This is a genomic window from Coprococcus sp. LG101-27 (assembly GCF_027695515.1).
In the GTDB taxonomy this organism is placed as follows: domain Bacteria; phylum Bacillota; class Clostridia; order Lachnospirales; family Lachnospiraceae; genus Allocoprococcus; species Allocoprococcus comes.
Window position 1 is genome coordinate 1,086 of record NZ_JAQEUJ010000018.1, and the last position, 15,989, is coordinate 17,074.

A 15,989-nucleotide genomic window follows, 5' to 3' on the forward strand; every position below is an offset into this window, starting at 1 on the left:
ATGGATAATATCTCTCTGATACTTCTTTTTCACTTCATCCTGTGCAAATTCACTCAAAAATCCATACTGCAAGTTAATAATCGCATTCTCGATTGCCATATAATCAAGTTCTGTCAGTTCTCTATTTTCTTCTGTTATTGTTATATATATTTCCACCTCACTCAATATGGCAAATTTCACTACATATTGAACACAGCTTCCTTTCATCTGCTTCATATATTGAAATTTCGTAATAATATTGGGTTTATATGGCTGAATTTCATCTGACAATATTAACTTGGAGTTGTCCAAGTTTGTTGAAACCATACAATTAAGATTACCATAATACAATACAACAGGATTCTCGATCATGATGCTTAAAAATTTGATAATATCACTTGCTGTATTGCTTGATCCATTATTTTTTAAAATAAACGTATTAAAATTATCATGTGTAATTTTAAAATACTTTAAGCGTGCAGTGTCTTTATCGAATACCTGCATCATAACATGTCGGATAATTCCCCAGTAATATAAATCTCCTGGAATTTCTACCAGAGGAATTTCATATTTTTTGCAGTGTTTTTCTAATAAACTCAATCTGCGTCCTGTAGGATCATATTCTTTTCTTTTCTTTACAATGAATCCACTTATATCACTTTTAACTAAATCTTCAAAATGCTGCTCTACTTCTCGATCACTGCATGATAAATATACCTGAAGACTGGTTATGAGTATTTCACCACCCGTCAGGTATCGCTCCATATCTTCAATTTCGATTATTCGAATGCCTTTCACTTCCAAATCTAGACCTTTTTCACCGCAAAGCAGCTTCATTTTCGGGAACTGTTCTGATTCAAGTAATTTTCTTACAGTATATGCCATCGTTACTCCTTATCCATTGCAAAATCAATACAACATAATATCTGTTATGTTGTTTATGGACAGATTACTTTTCGTACGATATAATGTTAAATAGCACCATGTTATCTGTTATGCTGTTCATATTACATAGTTCCTTTCTGATTTTTTTGGTAGCTGTGCCCTATTTAAGTACCGCTCTTGGGAAATTGGCTATAATCTTTATTATTTTTATTGTTTAAAGTTCTCTTTTTGAGGAAATGAATGACTTGCAGAAATAGGGTAGAACAGGTTAATAGAGACACTGTACAACATAACAGATATTATGTTGTACATTCCAATATTTCCTGTTCGACAATCTTATCCAGCTTCTTTTGGAATACTGTTTCTGTAGTTGCTGTATATATTCTCGTTACATTGATGCTGCTATGTCCAAGTAAATCTGCAAGACCTGTAATATCTTTTGTTACTTTATAATAAATCCTTGCAAATAGATGTCGAAAATTATGCGGGAATATTTTTGATTCTGCTACTCCTGCCTTTTCTTTTAATCGTTTCATTTCTCTCCAAATATTACTTCTGTCTTTTAACTTCCCATTTTTCGTGACAAATATCCAACCTTCTGCTATTTGGTTATTATGGCAATAGGAAAGAAGTTTCCTTTGCAATACCTTCGGCAAAAAAATCCTTCTATATTTTCCTTTATTATAAATCTCTATCTTTCCAGATTTTACACGCTCCACTGTAAAATATTTTATTTCGCTGATCCGAATTCCGGTACATGCTATTGTTTTAATACACAATGCAAGCTGTTCTTTTCCTTCTGCCATAGCTGTTGCAATCAATTTCCTGCATTCTTTTTCTGTCACTTCTTTCTGATCCTGTAAAAAAGACTGCTTCTGCACTTTTATTCTTTTCACTTTCAGATTTCCTACATTCAAAAATTCCAGGAACTGATTCAATGCGGCAAGCATCGAATTAACACTATTGACAGCATATTTTTGAACAAGCCATTCTTTATATTGCAACAATACTTTTTTATTGATCCGCTTATCATCTGCCAAAAAAAATAAAAACTTTTTTATATCTGCCATATATTTATTGATTGTTGCCTTTGCATTTTCTTTCTGGTATAAATAATCTGCAAATTTTTCTATCTCACTTTCTGATACCTCTATTGAAAAATCCATCTGTTCCATAATCATAGTCCTCCTGAAAATTCATTTTCTTTCATTATAGCTGTTCGCTTTTTCGTATTCCCATACACTACTTTTTCTACTTGTTATGCATCCACGATTTTTCAATATTTATCTCTGATAATATATCGTATTGTTGATTTTAGCGAACAGTAGACGCTTATTTTTATCATCTATTGTGGATATAATTTAACAATACGAGAGGAGAGGTTTTATACTAATGTCGGATAACGAATTATGTTTATAGGAAATTGGAAAAAGAATTATGGATCGTCGAAAAAAGCTGGGACTCACTCAAGAAGCACTTGCAGAAAAGGGGAAGTCACTACCCAGTTTGTTTCTTATGCGGAATCAGGAAAACGGGCAATGAGACCTGAAAATCTGTTAAAAATCTCCTCTGCTTTAGAAGTAAGTGCCGACTATTTGCTCACTGGTGAAATTATAGATAAGGATCTGTTGATTTTCTCAGATAAGCTCCGCAAGCTCACACCATCACAGGTACGCACAGTTGAAGCTATTATAGACGAATGTAACAATCTATTTAATCAAAAATAACTCTTCTCTCACGTCAAAAAAGGAATGAAAGCTACCAAAACAGTAACTTCCATTCCTTTTTCAATTATCTCACACAAAAATCAGCTCCTCTCTCCGGCTTATCTTTTCCCTGTTTTTCTTGAATAATCTTCTTATTGATTACAAGAATTACTGAAAAAGCAAAAGACTTGAAATATCATTCGTCAAAATTTCACTGATCTGCTTAGTGAACAAAGTTCACAGATTTACCCTTCTCAACGAGATAATGTACAACTATAAAATGTTTTTCTTTAGTCGACTGATATGTAAGAAGAACACTGACTGCAAAATCAGTGTCCTTCTTTCTTCCTTTACATATATTTCATAATAGTCGGCAATAATACATTCATATCTATTGGTTTTGCAACATGATCATTCATGCCACTTGCAAAAGCCATCTTCTTATCTTCTTCAAACGCATTTGCTGTCATTGCAATAATTGGAATCTGCGATTTGTTACCGTCTTTCAGTTCTCGAATTCTCCTGGATGCTTCATATCCGTTCATAATCGGCATCTGAATATCCATCAGAATCAGACTGTAGTAATTTTGCTTTGCTTTGTTAAGCATATCAATACATGCAACGCCGTTCTCCGCTCTTTCTATCATGATTCCCTCTTCCGTCAAAAGTTCCGTTGCAATTTCTGCGTTCAAGTCATTATCTTCTACCAGAAGAACCCTTTTTCCTTCCAGTTTTTTGATATTCAACTGACCGTCTGCATGTTTCGGATTCCTTTCTTCCTCATTTGCTATTTTTAATGGAAGCGTGATTGTAAAAGTAGAACCTGCTCCCGGTTTGCTCTGAACTGTGATCTTGCCATTCATTAAATCCACCAGTTTCTTCACGATTCCCATGCCAAGTCCGCTACCTTCTATTCCGCTGTCTGACGAAGATCGTTCCTGTGAAAATGATTCAAAAATATGTTTTTGGAATTCTTCTGACATTCCGATTCCGTTGTCTGCTATAATAAGCTCTAATACACTCCAACCTTCTTTTTCGCCGGGATATTGGTTCAATGTACAGCTTATGTTACCGCCTTCACCCGTGTATTTCACAGCATTACTCAAAATGTTAATCGTAATTTCAGATGATCTTGCATCATCCATATACAGGTATGGATATCGAATGTTCTTATTGACTTTCAGTGTTTGATGTTTTTCTTCTATCGGTTTCCTAAACATATCAATACATAAATCAAAGTTTTTAGAAACATCTGTTATTGTTTCATCCAGCGTTGCTTGGTTGTTTTCGATTCGTGCTAATTCAAGAATGTTATCAATCAAATGCAGCATTTTCTTTCCGCACAATAATATTTTTTCAAAGTAATCCTCTAATATAGTTGGCTCCTTTAAATGTTTCTCTCCCAATTCTGCATATCCAATGATTGCATTCATAGGGGTACGAATATCATGAGACATATTAAACAGAAATGTTGATTTTGCTTTATTAGCTGAATCGACCAATCTTGCAGCTTCCTGCAACAGTTTTTGCTGTTTCTGCTCATTTTCTTTTTGCTTCTTATATACAGAATATCCACAGGTACATAATATTAACAAAATACACGCTGTAATGCATCCCAGTACAATACTTAACTTATTCGTCTTCTCAACCATTCCATACGCTTTCTGCATATCCATTTCTATGCAGAAAGCACCTATTACTTCATTAGATTCATCTTCCGCTGTCACAGGATAACAGGCTGTAAAAATAGGTCCCCATGTTGTATCAACAATATCCTGAGAATATACTGTTTTTCCAGAAAGTGCTTTTTCTATATAAGGAACCATCTCCTTTTCAATCGGATCTCCTGGATGTCTGACGTCACCAGCCGATGGATCCAGTCCGTCTACAACGTAAATCAATCTACCGTCTTCATTTCTGGTTGCTGTGTAAATATATCTCGTAGAATTCAGCGTTCTGATTTCATTCATATATGTCGACATATTCTTGAATAGTTCTGTATTCTCATCAGCTTTACTTTTTATTTCATTAAAATCTTTTCGTCCCAGTCTGTGATTTACCAGCTTATGAACCGCATCTGCACTGGAAATATCTCGTTCAATTTCTGTTTTCAGAGCAGTTTGGGTATATGCTTGTTGTAAAATAAAAGTATATGCAACAACAAACAAAATCACCATTGCCAGAAGGAATACCAACCGTCCCTCAAAAATTTTCCAATGATTTACCGGATTTTGATCTTTTCTTTTTTGTTTTATATAGTTATTTTTCATCATCGTATTTCACATGTCTTTTCCCTAATTTTAGTTTAATACAAAAACGCCTCAACTCTTCACGTATTTTGCAAACATGGGTTACATTTCCAGACTCATCCCTTTTTTTACAGTAAAAAGCATCCTGTGCCAACTGCCATCACACATACGGTATTCTGTGGGTTTCTGTCATAACAAAACCCTCTCTATGTTTCCTAGCTGCTTTTCCCATGTATCCAGGAAGTCAATTACAGCCAGTTTTCCAGAACATCATTCAGCTTATTCATATCCAGCGGTTTCGCGATATGTCCATTCATGCCTGTATTTTTGGCCAGCTGTACATCTTCTGCAAAAGCATTGGCAGTCATGGCAACAATAGGCAGTTTACCCTTTTCACCCGGAAGGCTCCTGATTGCTGCAGTTGCCTCATAACCATTCATGACAGGCATTTGGATATCCATAAAAACAAGATCATACAATCCTTCCGGAGAAGCTTCCACTTTTTCAACTGCGATTTTTCCATTTTCTGCCGTTTCCACTTTTGCACCTGTCATCTGCAGAATTTCACCAGCAATTTCTCTGTTCAACTCATTATCCTCAACCAGCAGAATCTTTTTTCCCGTGTAGTCTGATTCTGACAGCTTCTCCAAATAATTTCTTGCTGTTTTTTCTTTTCTGCCTGAAGTAAACTGCCGCAGTGTAGCCGTCAGCCGGGAACGGAACAGCGGTTTTGCAATAAAAGCATCTACACCTGCAGCCTTTGCTTCTTCTTCAATTTCGCTGAATTCATAGGATGTCAGTACAATGATGGTAATCTCTTTCCCGATCCGTTTCCGGATCTGTCTGGCAGTCTCTATACCATCCATATTCGGCATCTTCCAGTCTAAAATAACAGCAAAGTAATCATCTTTCAACTCATGCCGTGCATAACAGCACTCAACGGCTTCCCTGCCAGAGAGAACCCATTCACCCATAATACCGATTTCCTTCAGTGTGGCAACTGTACTTTCACAGCATGTCTTATCATCATCCACTACCAGAACCGGCAGATTCATCAGATTTTTGTCCTGTTCTTTTTCTTGTTCCTGAAGCTCCAGATAAATTGTTACTGTGATTTTAGTTCCCTTATGTAAGGTACTGTCCACTTTAATAGTGCCATTCATCAGGTTCACAATATTTCTGCTGATTGCCATTCCAAGACCGGTTCCCTGAACTCTGGTTGTCCGTTGGTCATCTGCACGGCTGAAAGGATCAAACATGATTTTCTGGAATTCCGGTGACATACCGATTCCATTATCCTCAATCGTAAATTCATAGCATCCAAGTTCTGAAAATCCATTGGGTTTTTCCTCTATCGAAAAAGTAATATTTCCACCATCCGGTGTATACTTGATCGCATTACTCATCAGATTCACAAATACCTGCTGAATCCTCAAGCTGTCACCACAGACAGCCTCATGTTCAATATGATTGATGTGTATATCAAAATTATGTTTATGTTCATCAAGCACCGGTTTCGTAAGTGTAATAAGATTATCTACCAGCTCTGACAGATTGAAATCTTCCTGTGCCAGTGTCATTTTTCCACTTTCAATACGTGCCATATCCAATACTTCATTGATCAGCCCCAGCAGATGGCGGCTTGATTCTGTGATCTTGCTGAGGCATTCAATGACTCTGTCCTGGCTCTCAATATTTGCTCCTGCGATTGCCGTCAGACCCACAATCGCATTCATTGGTGTCCGGATATCATGGGACATATTGGAAAGGAATTCCGTTTTCGCACGATTTGCATTTTCTGCGGACCGGTAAGCTTCTTTCAGTGCCTGACGGGATTCAATCTCTGCTTTCTTTTCCTGTGTCACATCCATGGATGCCAGCAATACCTTTTCCAGCTTTCCATTCTTCCATTCCAAGGGAATATAAGAAGCGATTTTATAAGTCTTTTCATCCAGGCTGCAATACTCAAACTTATAAATATCATTTTCACTTTTCAGTTTTTTCCGAATATTATCCGGGGTTATCAGGATATCTATAGCTTCCAATGGTTCCAGTGTCTTATATTTTTCAAGAACCTGCATCTGAAAATCATGATAAAATCCCAGAGGTTTATATATCATCTGTCCATTCAGATTGTAGAATTCATATCTGTCATTTTCCAGATCACAGACAACAAAGCGGTCAACCAGACGCACAATACTCTGAATCAGCTGCTCCATGGAAGCATTATCCGCTGCCATCTGCAGATGCCGTGCGCTCTCTACTTTTGCCTCTGTGATATCACGCAGAAAGATCATGGCATATTCTGAATCCTCGATCTCGCCACGTATGACCACATTGCGGACCCATCGTTCTTTTCCATTCAGAGTGATACGGCACTCTAAAGCCAATTCGGTTTCCAGACCCTTCAGCCTTTCTGCAATATAACCACGGTCGTAAAAAGAGGATACCGCCTTCTTATCTGTCTCCACAACATAGGAATCCACAAAATGCCGGATCAATTCATCCCACGTATGACTCTGTTCAAAGACGGTCATCAGGGACGGTTCAACCTTAAAGGTATCAAAAGTATTCGCTTCCAGATTCACATAATACTCGCACAAATCTGCTTTCGTAAAAGCCCGGTGGAAAGCAGCAGATTTTTGTGCCTGCATGATTTCTTTTTTCTCCCCATCAATGTTAATAAAAATTCCGGCAATCCTGCTGGCAGAACCATCCAGACGGCGTATTACTTCTGCCGATGCCCGAAACCACTGGTATTGATTATCCTTCATTCTCATACGATACTCTACCTGGTATTTTATCTGGTTCGTCTTATCCTTAATTGCCGCCTGAAGCTGCACCATTACTCTTTCTTTATCCTGTGGATGCAGAAGATCCGACCAGGATTCCAGTTTATTCGGAAAGTCCAGAGTGTCATGATAGCCAAGCATTTTTCGGAATTCATGACTCCAGTTTACATTCACAATCTCACTGTTTTCGTCACAGTCAAAATACCAGAAGCCGGAACAGATAGCCTCATTGAGCAGTGTCAAATTTACATGATCCCAGTTGACCTGTACGGACATAACCCAGATCTGTCTGCCCGCCTCATCTGTCGCATCCTCTTTACAAAGCCGTACATTTTTCACTGTACCGTCTGCTGCAAGGATCTGTGCTTCTCCTGTTCCGTGAAGCTGCAAAAAACGGTCTCGCTCCAGTCTATCTTCCTCGTCATAAAAGAAATTTCTCAATGAGCCTTTTGTCTGTTCCATGAAAGTATCGAATGTATATCCCGTACTATGCAACAGCAGATTATTCACAGACAAAATAGACAGGTTTTGGTCATAAGATCCTGTCATTATACCTACCCCGCCATTATTTTCCAGTGTTTTCTGTACGACCTGTGACATGACCTGTGTCTGCCCCGTTACAGTCTCACCTAAGGAATATATTTTGTCTTCATAATTTTTCATTTTATAAAAATCCTTTCTCCGTCTTATGCCTTCTTCATCTTGCTTTTATCTGTATACAGAAAACCTGTCCCTGCCAGTTTTGTTACCCATTTTTGCATGCAAAAAGGACACTTGCCAAAATCTGCCAGTGTCCCTACTATATTTCTCTAAAATGACACATCTATATAGTATAAAAGGTATCGGAATCTCTTCTGTTCAAACATCTTTTCCATATATTATGATGATATGGAAACAGTGGCAACCGGCTGACATGGTCAAGCTTTCTGACTTTAGTCCCTTCTGGCTTTGCGCTCCTGCCTTTCAACAGGTTTGCCTTTAAAATAATATCTTTTTTTTGTATAAAAACTTACTAAATTTCTGATTATCTTTTCATAAGTTGGTAAATGCCGATATATCCCGTATTTTAGGGCTTTATCGGTATTTTCTTTTTGGAAGATACCTTGCATAAGCTGGCATTTACCAGCATGAAAATGCAACCAAAAGTAGTAAATGAGTAGTAAATATAAGCTCCGATATTAACAAGCCAGTCTTTCCAGTTCTGCTTTTGCAGATTGAAATGTACCGTGTGCATAATAGCCAAGTGTCATGGTTATGTTAGCGTGTCCCATAAGATATTGCAGGGTGTTTGGGTTCATTCCTCTGTTTGCCATATTCGTACAGTAAGTATGTCGGAATGAATGTGGTGTGATGTTCGGTAACTTGTCCGTGTGATACTTGTTATACTTCTTAATTAGTCCTCGCACCATGCCCTCATAGTTTCCTGCAACTTTAGGTAAGCCCTCACGGTTCAAGAATAGGAAATTGCTATAACCACCTACAATCAACGGTTGTGCCTTTCCTCTGTTCTTTAGTATTCTTTGGATTGCTTGATAAGCCCGTTCTGTCAATGGAAGTTCTCGTTTTCCGTTTTTGGTCTTTGGCGTTTCAATATAGTAGCCGATTTCGCTGTCTTTCAATAACTGGTGGTCTATATTGAGTATTCTGTTCTGCATATCAATATGCGTCGTTAGTCCGCAAAATTCAGAAATACGAAGTCCCGTTTCCAGCAGAAGCACAACCTCATCATAATACTTGCTGTAAATCTTATCCTTTTCCATAAAGGCAAGCAGGCGTTCTTCCTGCTCTGGTGTAAGGATAACTTTCTGCTCCGTATCATCTTCCAGAACATCACTTAGCTTAAATTCAAACGGGTTCTTTCTGATACAGTCGTCTTGTATCGCCATGTAAAATGACGCTTTCAAGGAACGCTTGTAGTTATCAATCGTTTTATAGGCGTATCCTTTTTCGCTCATTCTGATAGCCCATTCTTTAGCGTCCGACTGCTTAACAGTATCAATCGCCCTCATACCCAATGGGTCATTTTTCAGAGCGTTCATAAGATACTGTCGTCCTTTTTCAGTAGCCCTCTTGATGTTCTTTCTTTGGCTGTTCTTCTTGTCGTAGAGCTGGCAGACTGTCATTTTACCGCCTGCTGTATCGATACCGTCGTTAAGGTCTTTTTTAATCTGTGTTTCTTTTTCCCTCAACGATATATCATCACGCTTTCCAGCAGGTGTCTTGTCTGTCGGTACAAGTTTCCAAGAATAGATAAATTGTGGCTTTCCGTATATATCGGTATATTTATAAACGTATCTTCCGTCTTTTCGCTGGCTCTCTCCATTACGCAAATTGCGATTTTTACTGTCTTTTCGTTTTACATTAGACATAGTGTAAAGCTCCTTTCCGTCATGGAACGAGCCGTGATACGCTATATTTATTATACCATATCTACGGCTCAATGACATTAGATTTCGTCCAATGTATCTATGATTTTTTCAAATTGTTTTCGCTTAATCTGAATACGGTTGCCGTTCACGATAACCCAGCCAGCGTCAAGATTTTCTTCGGCTAATTTACGCAATTTCTTTTCGCCAATGCGGAAGTATTTGGACGCTTCTTCAACCGTCAGCGTATATTTTTCCCAAATAGGCACATCAGTATTGTTCATAATCTATGCACCCCCCTTTACTGTGTGTCGTTTTTTACAAGCAGGCAGACGGCTTTGGAAAGCTCCATTAGTATCTCAACTATTCCCATTCTTGTGGGCAGAACCGCACCATGCGGACGTATCATTATTCTGTGAGGATAGGTCGTGGCAAAACAACTTTTCCAACAGTCGCTCTCGGATCACTGCGTGGGTCGCTCGCTTTCTTTTGAAAAGGTCGTGGCGTACAGTCCCCGTGGCTCGCCATCTCACAAACGTATCTGTCTGCTTTATTCAGTTGTCAAAGAGCTGTGGTGAAAGCGTGTTGCTTTCATATAAAAGCAGGTGGCAGAGCAGGAAAGAGGGGGATATTAAATCATGCTCCGCTAAAAACTGCTTATTCTTCTGGTTCTAAGTCCATATCTTCAATATCAAAACCTAAAATCATTTTGATAAGTGCTTCTCTGATACGTCCTTTTAATTCCATATCTACAACGATATAAACATTGCCGTATTCATCATAAAGTGAACGCAAACAGCACTTTGATATGTAAGGGTCATAAAATGCCAGTAATTTTTCAATCGCTTTTTCGTTTCAATCCATAGCTGATGAAATCAAGTAATAAGACGGTTTCTTAAATAACTGTTTCATTTTCTAATGTTCCTCCTTGAGTATTTTTTTCATAGTTTCCAAAGCGTGATGTCGGTTTCTAAATACACCGCTTTGCGTGATTTTCTGCAAGTTGGCAATTTCACTTTCTGTCATTTCCAAGAAGTAATACATCAACAGAGTATTGCGTTTTCTTTCTGGAAGTTTCTTCAAGGCTTCTGCCAATTCATCATCAAGGACACGAATATCAATGCCACATACTGAAAAGATTGTATAATCTGTTTCGTAGTCGTCCCAAACAGCCATTTTATCAACAAGGACATCTGGCAATTCGCTGAAAGATATTTCTTTATTCTTACGACGGTTTAATTCCTTGTAATAATCTTTCACGACACTACGGACAACTTTCTTTAAACAACTTTCAAAACGACATTGAACTGTTTTCTGGAAGTCAGACGGTTTCATCAATCTCACCTCCTTTCCTTTATGATTTGAAAAGTGTTTATCCCTCTTTCCGCACCATATAAGGACAGCTAGGTGTGATTTAATGACCTCTTTTGAAAAATTTTTTAAATTTTTTCGGGTATGAAAAAAGCCCGCACAAAACATATAGTCTGTACGAGCCTTTAAAGCTAAAACATAGTAATATTGTATCATTAAGAATCACAAATCACAAGTGATTTGTGATTAATCACTTGTGATTTGTGATAAGTGATTTGTGATTAATATATAAAAGCCCTCTTTAAAGGGCTTTTATGTTTATTTTGAAAAAGAGATAAAATCAATATATCCCTTTTCCCCAATTTTTACAACGGCATTGTAGGGCTTTTTCTCTTTGTTTTTGATTCCTTTTACCAGGGTTTCTTTTCCCTCCAGTAATTCTTTTACATTCGTTTTGGTTAGTTTTTTCTTTCTAAAATGTTCAGCTAAAGTAAACTTACATTCAGGATAATTTGAACAACCATAAAACGATTTTTTTAATACAATATTGTTGCCACACTTAGGACATTTTCCTACAAGGGGTCCCGAGCGCTTAGTGGGAATTTGTACCCCTTATCGATACAAATTCCCCGTAGGCGCTAGGGACCTCTTTAGCTTCTTGGAAGCTGTCAGTAGTATATCTAATAATTTATCTCCATTCCCTTTAGTAACGTGTAACTTTCCAAATTTAAAAAAGCGACTCATAGAATTATTTCCTCCCGTTAAATAATAGATAACTATTAAAAATAGACAATACTTGCTCATAAGTAATGGTACTTAAATTGTTTACTTTGGCGTGTTCCATTGCTTGATGAAACTGATTTTTAGTAAACAGTTGACGATATTCTCGATTGACCCATTTTGAAACAAAGTACGTATATAGCTTCCAATATTTATCTGGAACATCTGTGGTATGGCGGGTAAGTTTTATTAAGACACTGTTTACTTTTGGTTTAGGATGAAAGCATTCCGCTGGCAGCTTAAGCAATTGCTGAATCGAGACTTGAGTGTGCAAGAGCAACCCTAGTGTTCGGTGAATATCCAAGGTACGCTTGTAGAATCCTTCTTCAACAATCAGATAGATGTCAGACGCACGGCTTTCAAAAACCACTTTTTTAATAATTTGTGTGCTTAAATGGTAAGGAATATTCCCAACAATTTTATACCTCTGTTTGTTAGGGAATTGAAACTGTAGAATATCTTGGTGAATTAAAGTGACACGAGTATTCAGTTTTAATTTTTCTGACGATAAGTTGAATAGATGACTGTCTAATTCAATAGACGTTACCTGTTTACTTATTTTAGCCAGTTTCGTCGTTAAATGCCCTTTACCTGTTCCAATTTCGTAAACGGTATCGGTTTCTTTTAAATTCAATTGTTTTATTATTTGGTTGAGTACTTTTTCACTCGTTAAAAAGTTTTGAGAATATTTTATATTTTTGTTCATGTAATCACTCCTGAAGTGATTACATCTGTAAATAAATACAGAAGTTAAACGATTTGTTTGTAATTTTAGTTATCTGTTTAAAAAGTCATAAGATTAGTCACTGGTAGGAATTAATCTAACGTATTTATTTATCTGCGTAATCACTGTTTTTAGTCTGTTTCAAAACAGTAGATGTTTTATCTACATTACGCATTTGGAATACCAACATGACGAATCCCTCCTTCTTAATTACAAATTTTTAGCATCTAATTTAACTTCAATTCCTATTATACAAAATTTTAAGATAACAGTCAAGAACATATCTGCACAAGTTGTAGATATACCATAAATGCTGATAATCAACATGATTACGCTTACCATCAAATAAGTAAGTGTTTCTTGCTTATTAAAATTATCCATAGTACAACGTGAATTCCAGAGAAAAAGAGAAATCGCACCAAGAATAATACTTAAAACAAAAATGACATTTCTTTTTTTACTGTCACGGAACATTTTCTTTTCATTTTGTTTGTCAAAATAAAGAAAATCACGTATCGTCATTTTACTTATTCTTCTTAATAGATTAAGCAAAACCAAAACATAAATAGTTAAAAAATAAATTATCAATAGTCCAATAGAAACGAAATTCAAAGAAATAAAGAGAGTTTTTGGAATACCCAGTAAGTTTACAATTACTAACGACACAAACTGGCTGAATAAAAAGCCAATAGGAATAGCTAATACAAATGCTAAAATTCCCAACAGTATATTTTCAATTACAACTAAGTGGGCAATTTCTTTTTTCTTAATGCCAAGAAGCATATATGTTCCTAATTCTTTACTTCTTTTTTCAAACATAAATTTCGTTGTATAGTTGATCAAAAAGCATATCACAAAAATAATAAGAATATTTACAGCGAACAATGAATTCTTAAATGCATCCATACTGGAACATAACTTTACAATTTCATCAGAATTTGCCACCAAATTAAAAGCAAATATAAGAGAAAAGGATGCAGTAACGGTTATCAGATAAATCAAATAATCTTTAATATTTCTTTTTGTATTTCTATACGCTAACTTACCTAACATTTCCCACTTCACCTCCGAGCAAGGTTAATATATCCAGTATTTCATTGAAGAAATCTTTTCTGCTTTTTTCCCCTCTGAAAATTTCATTGAATATTTTACCGTCTTTCAAGAACAAAATACGTTCACAGAAAGACGCACTAAACGGGTCATGTGTTACCATTAAAATAGTAGCCTGCATTTTCTTGTTGATTTCAGACATTGTTTCCAGTAATAATCTGGAAGCTTTTGAGTCCAAAGCTCCCGTCGGTTCATCAGCTAAAATCAGTTTCGGTTCATTGATTAAGGCTCTAGCACAAGCACAACGCTGTTTTTGTCCGCCAGAAACTTCATAAGGAAATTTCGATAAAATATCACGAATACCCAATTTATCGGCGATAGCATGAACTCTTTTCTCAATATCAGTAGGGTTCTGTTTGTTGATAACCAATGATAAAGAAATGTTTTCTCCAATCGTTAAAGTATCTAAAAGGTTGAAATCTTGAAAAATGAACCCTAAATTTTCACGTCTGAAATCAGCAAAATCTTTATCCTTGATTTTGGTAATATCTTGATTATTGACTGTAATGTGTCCGCTGGTTACAGTATCAATCGTAGAGATACAGTTTAATAGGGTAGTCTTTCCAGAACCACTAGCTCCCATGATTGCGACAAATTCGCCCTTATCTACATACATAGAAATACCGTCTACTGCCTTTGTGATATTTCCAGAGTTACCCCCGTAGTATTTTTTTACTTGCTCTAAATTTAAAATGTGTTCCATTAAAAATCGCTCCTTTCTTCCTGCCACATTTATTTGTTTTGGAATACAATTAAATTATAGCAAGGGCAGTATTCAATTACACTTACAGTTTTGAAAGTAAACAGAGAGTAAAAGAGCCGTGATAATGCAGATCACAATTTTGTGAAGCATTTCCACGACCCTTTTATTATAATTTTGCCTTTGTCTTTTTCGTAATGATATAAATATATTCTTCTGGTGTAGGGCGTTTATTCCCAAAATACTTTTTGAAATTTGCCTGCACCTCTGGGTCGGTGCTATTCATAGCTTCATCAATCGTAGCTTCAATATCCGCCCGAACATCAGCCAATGATACACCGCCAGCTTTTGCACCAGCTTTCAATGCCTTTTTTATATCTCTTTTGTTCAGTCCTATCATATTCATACCTCAATTCTACTTTTTAAAGCTAATAAGTTTTCCATTGTATTTTACAATGATGAATATGATATAAAACACTCCTACAACAATCAAAATAAGACCTATGTAATAGCCTAATTCAGAATGAGAGATTAAATTGATAATCGGCATAACAAGAATACCAATACTAACCAGTAAAGTGCCTATTCCTATTTTTTTTGTAAACACCTTTTTATCTTTAGGGTCAAGTTGTGTATAATGATAACCATGTAATAAAGTAATATTCTCTTTTATACCTATTTGATAAGATGTAAAAAGTAAAAACAATCCTATAACTATTTCAACAATCAATTCCTCTAATTCCATAATCGTTCTCTCCTTTAATCAAAATAAAATAATTCTTCAAATTTTTTATCTAAAGCTATACAAAGCACTAATGCCAATTTTGCTGTTGGATTAAATTGTCCAGTTTCAATAGAACTAACTGTATTCCGAGAAACCCCGACTAGTTCAGCTAATTCTGTTTGTGATAATTTTTTTTCTTTTCGTACAGTTTTTAATCTGTTTCGCAAAATTAAATGTTCGTCCATTCTATAAACCTACCATTAAAAATTTATAAAAGTAATACCCCATAAATAGAAAAAAGAATAAAGCAATAACAAATTTGGATTTATTTTTTGAAATATGTGCTTCATAACCCATAGAGCCAAATGCCACAGACCCAATAATTGTCATTATGTCATAGTAAGGTTCTTTACAAACTGCTTTAATGAAAAGAATTAAAATGCAGATAAATAAAACAAACATTAAGCCAAAAGATTTCCCTTGAAGTTTAATATGTTTTTCGTATTCATCAAGATATAGATTCTCTTTTTTGTTTTGTGATAGTATTTTTTCTTTATCCATTATATAACGCTCCCTTCAAATAATACCAAGTACACTTGTCATTTATATTATAGCATTCGGTCATTACAAGTCAATATTTTTGCACAGTTTTCTTGTCGTTTT

17 protein-coding genes, 1 pseudogene and 1 riboswitch are annotated in these 15,989 nt (G+C 36.0%); of the genes and pseudogenes, 1 reads left to right on the forward strand and 17 read right to left on the reverse strand.

The genetic code is table 11. The features are described 5' to 3' along the window. Positions 1-864 (reverse strand): PucR family transcriptional regulator ligand-binding domain-containing protein (locus PG766_RS12070; protein ID WP_270590873.1); only part of this gene is annotated, 864 nt, incomplete at its 3' end. 299 nt (positions 865-1,163) lie between these two features. Continuing rightward, complete coding sequence (locus PG766_RS12075) at positions 1,164-2,039, reverse strand: tyrosine-type recombinase/integrase (RefSeq protein ID WP_243014487.1); 876 nt, start codon at positions 2,037-2,039, stop codon at positions 1,164-1,166. Positions 2,040-2,273: 234 nt separating this feature from the next. Here PG766_RS12075 and PG766_RS12080 point away from each other — a divergent pair, with 234 nt between their 5' ends. Further along, positions 2,274-2,591 (forward strand): helix-turn-helix domain-containing protein, encoded by a 318-nt coding sequence (locus tag PG766_RS12080; protein ID WP_330428640.1) that lies wholly within the window; start codon positions 2,274-2,276, stop codon positions 2,589-2,591. Between the two features lie 329 nt (positions 2,592-2,920). On the opposite strand, the gene PG766_RS12085 is transcribed toward PG766_RS12080, so the two are convergent. The 15 genes and pseudogenes from PG766_RS12085 to PG766_RS12155 all read right to left on the reverse strand — a co-directional run bounded on the left by PG766_RS12085 (position 2,921) and on the right by PG766_RS12155 (position 15,887). Beyond that, complete coding sequence (locus PG766_RS12085; RefSeq protein ID WP_270590874.1) at positions 2,921-4,843, reverse strand: hybrid sensor histidine kinase/response regulator; 1,923 nt, start codon at positions 4,841-4,843, stop codon at positions 2,921-2,923. 224 nt (positions 4,844-5,067) lie between these two features. Next, positions 5,068-8,274 (reverse strand): hybrid sensor histidine kinase/response regulator, encoded by a 3,207-nt coding sequence (locus PG766_RS12090; RefSeq protein ID WP_118199246.1) that lies wholly within the window; start codon positions 8,272-8,274, stop codon positions 5,068-5,070. 233 nt (positions 8,275-8,507) lie between these two features. Beyond that, a riboswitch (cyclic di-GMP riboswitch) is annotated at positions 8,508-8,598 on the reverse strand. Between the two features lie 191 nt (positions 8,599-8,789). Continuing rightward, complete coding sequence (locus PG766_RS12095) at positions 8,790-9,980, reverse strand: site-specific integrase (protein ID WP_003062094.1); 1,191 nt, start codon at positions 9,978-9,980, stop codon at positions 8,790-8,792. A 77-nt stretch (positions 9,981-10,057) separates the two neighbouring features. Beyond that, on the reverse strand, positions 10,058-10,261 hold the full coding sequence (locus PG766_RS12100; protein ID WP_002322728.1) for an excisionase: 204 nt from the start codon (positions 10,259-10,261) through the stop codon (positions 10,058-10,060). A gap of 373 nt (positions 10,262-10,634) precedes the next feature. Then, positions 10,635-10,889: pseudogene (locus tag PG766_RS12105) on the reverse strand (helix-turn-helix domain-containing protein). 3 nt (positions 10,890-10,892) lie between these two features. Continuing rightward, positions 10,893-11,312 (reverse strand): RNA polymerase sigma factor, encoded by a 420-nt coding sequence (locus tag PG766_RS12110; protein ID WP_003061815.1) that lies wholly within the window; start codon positions 11,310-11,312, stop codon positions 10,893-10,895. A 294-nt stretch (positions 11,313-11,606) separates the two neighbouring features. Next, complete coding sequence (locus PG766_RS12115) at positions 11,607-11,891, reverse strand: topoisomerase C-terminal repeat-containing protein (protein ID WP_002326770.1); 285 nt, start codon at positions 11,889-11,891, stop codon at positions 11,607-11,609. A gap of 145 nt (positions 11,892-12,036) precedes the next feature. Beyond that, complete coding sequence (gene erm(B), locus PG766_RS12120; RefSeq protein WP_008687088.1) at positions 12,037-12,774, reverse strand: 23S rRNA (adenine(2058)-N(6))-methyltransferase Erm(B); 738 nt, start codon at positions 12,772-12,774, stop codon at positions 12,037-12,039. A 124-nt stretch (positions 12,775-12,898) separates the two neighbouring features. Continuing rightward, entirely contained in the window at positions 12,899-12,982 is an 84-nt protein-coding gene (locus tag PG766_RS12125) for a 23S rRNA methyltransferase attenuation leader peptide (RefSeq protein WP_001814874.1), read from the reverse strand. A gap of 20 nt (positions 12,983-13,002) precedes the next feature. Continuing rightward, entirely contained in the window at positions 13,003-13,845 is an 843-nt protein-coding gene (locus PG766_RS12130) for an FtsX-like permease family protein (protein ID WP_003060411.1), read from the reverse strand. After that, the gene (locus PG766_RS12135; protein WP_003061398.1) at positions 13,835-14,605 is read right to left on the reverse strand and encodes an ABC transporter ATP-binding protein; all 771 of its coding nucleotides are present in this window, start codon (positions 14,603-14,605) and stop codon (positions 13,835-13,837) included. Before PG766_RS12135 ends, PG766_RS12130 begins: the two co-directional genes overlap by 11 nt. Positions 14,606-14,771: 166 nt before the next feature. Then, the gene (locus PG766_RS12140) at positions 14,772-15,002 is read right to left on the reverse strand and encodes a hypothetical protein (protein WP_003060191.1); all 231 of its coding nucleotides are present in this window, start codon (positions 15,000-15,002) and stop codon (positions 14,772-14,774) included. Positions 15,003-15,017: 15 nt separating this feature from the next. Continuing rightward, the gene (locus PG766_RS12145; RefSeq protein ID WP_003061243.1) at positions 15,018-15,347 is read right to left on the reverse strand and encodes a DUF3784 domain-containing protein; all 330 of its coding nucleotides are present in this window, start codon (positions 15,345-15,347) and stop codon (positions 15,018-15,020) included. 14 nt (positions 15,348-15,361) lie between these two features. After that, positions 15,362-15,571 (reverse strand): helix-turn-helix transcriptional regulator, encoded by a 210-nt coding sequence (locus tag PG766_RS12150; protein ID WP_007286202.1) that lies wholly within the window; start codon positions 15,569-15,571, stop codon positions 15,362-15,364. Between the two features lies 1 nt (position 15,572). Next, positions 15,573-15,887: a DUF6442 family protein gene (locus PG766_RS12155; RefSeq protein WP_003061887.1), complete on the reverse strand. Its 315-nt coding sequence runs from the start codon at positions 15,885-15,887 to the stop codon at positions 15,573-15,575. Positions 15,888-15,989 lie beyond the last annotated feature (102 nt).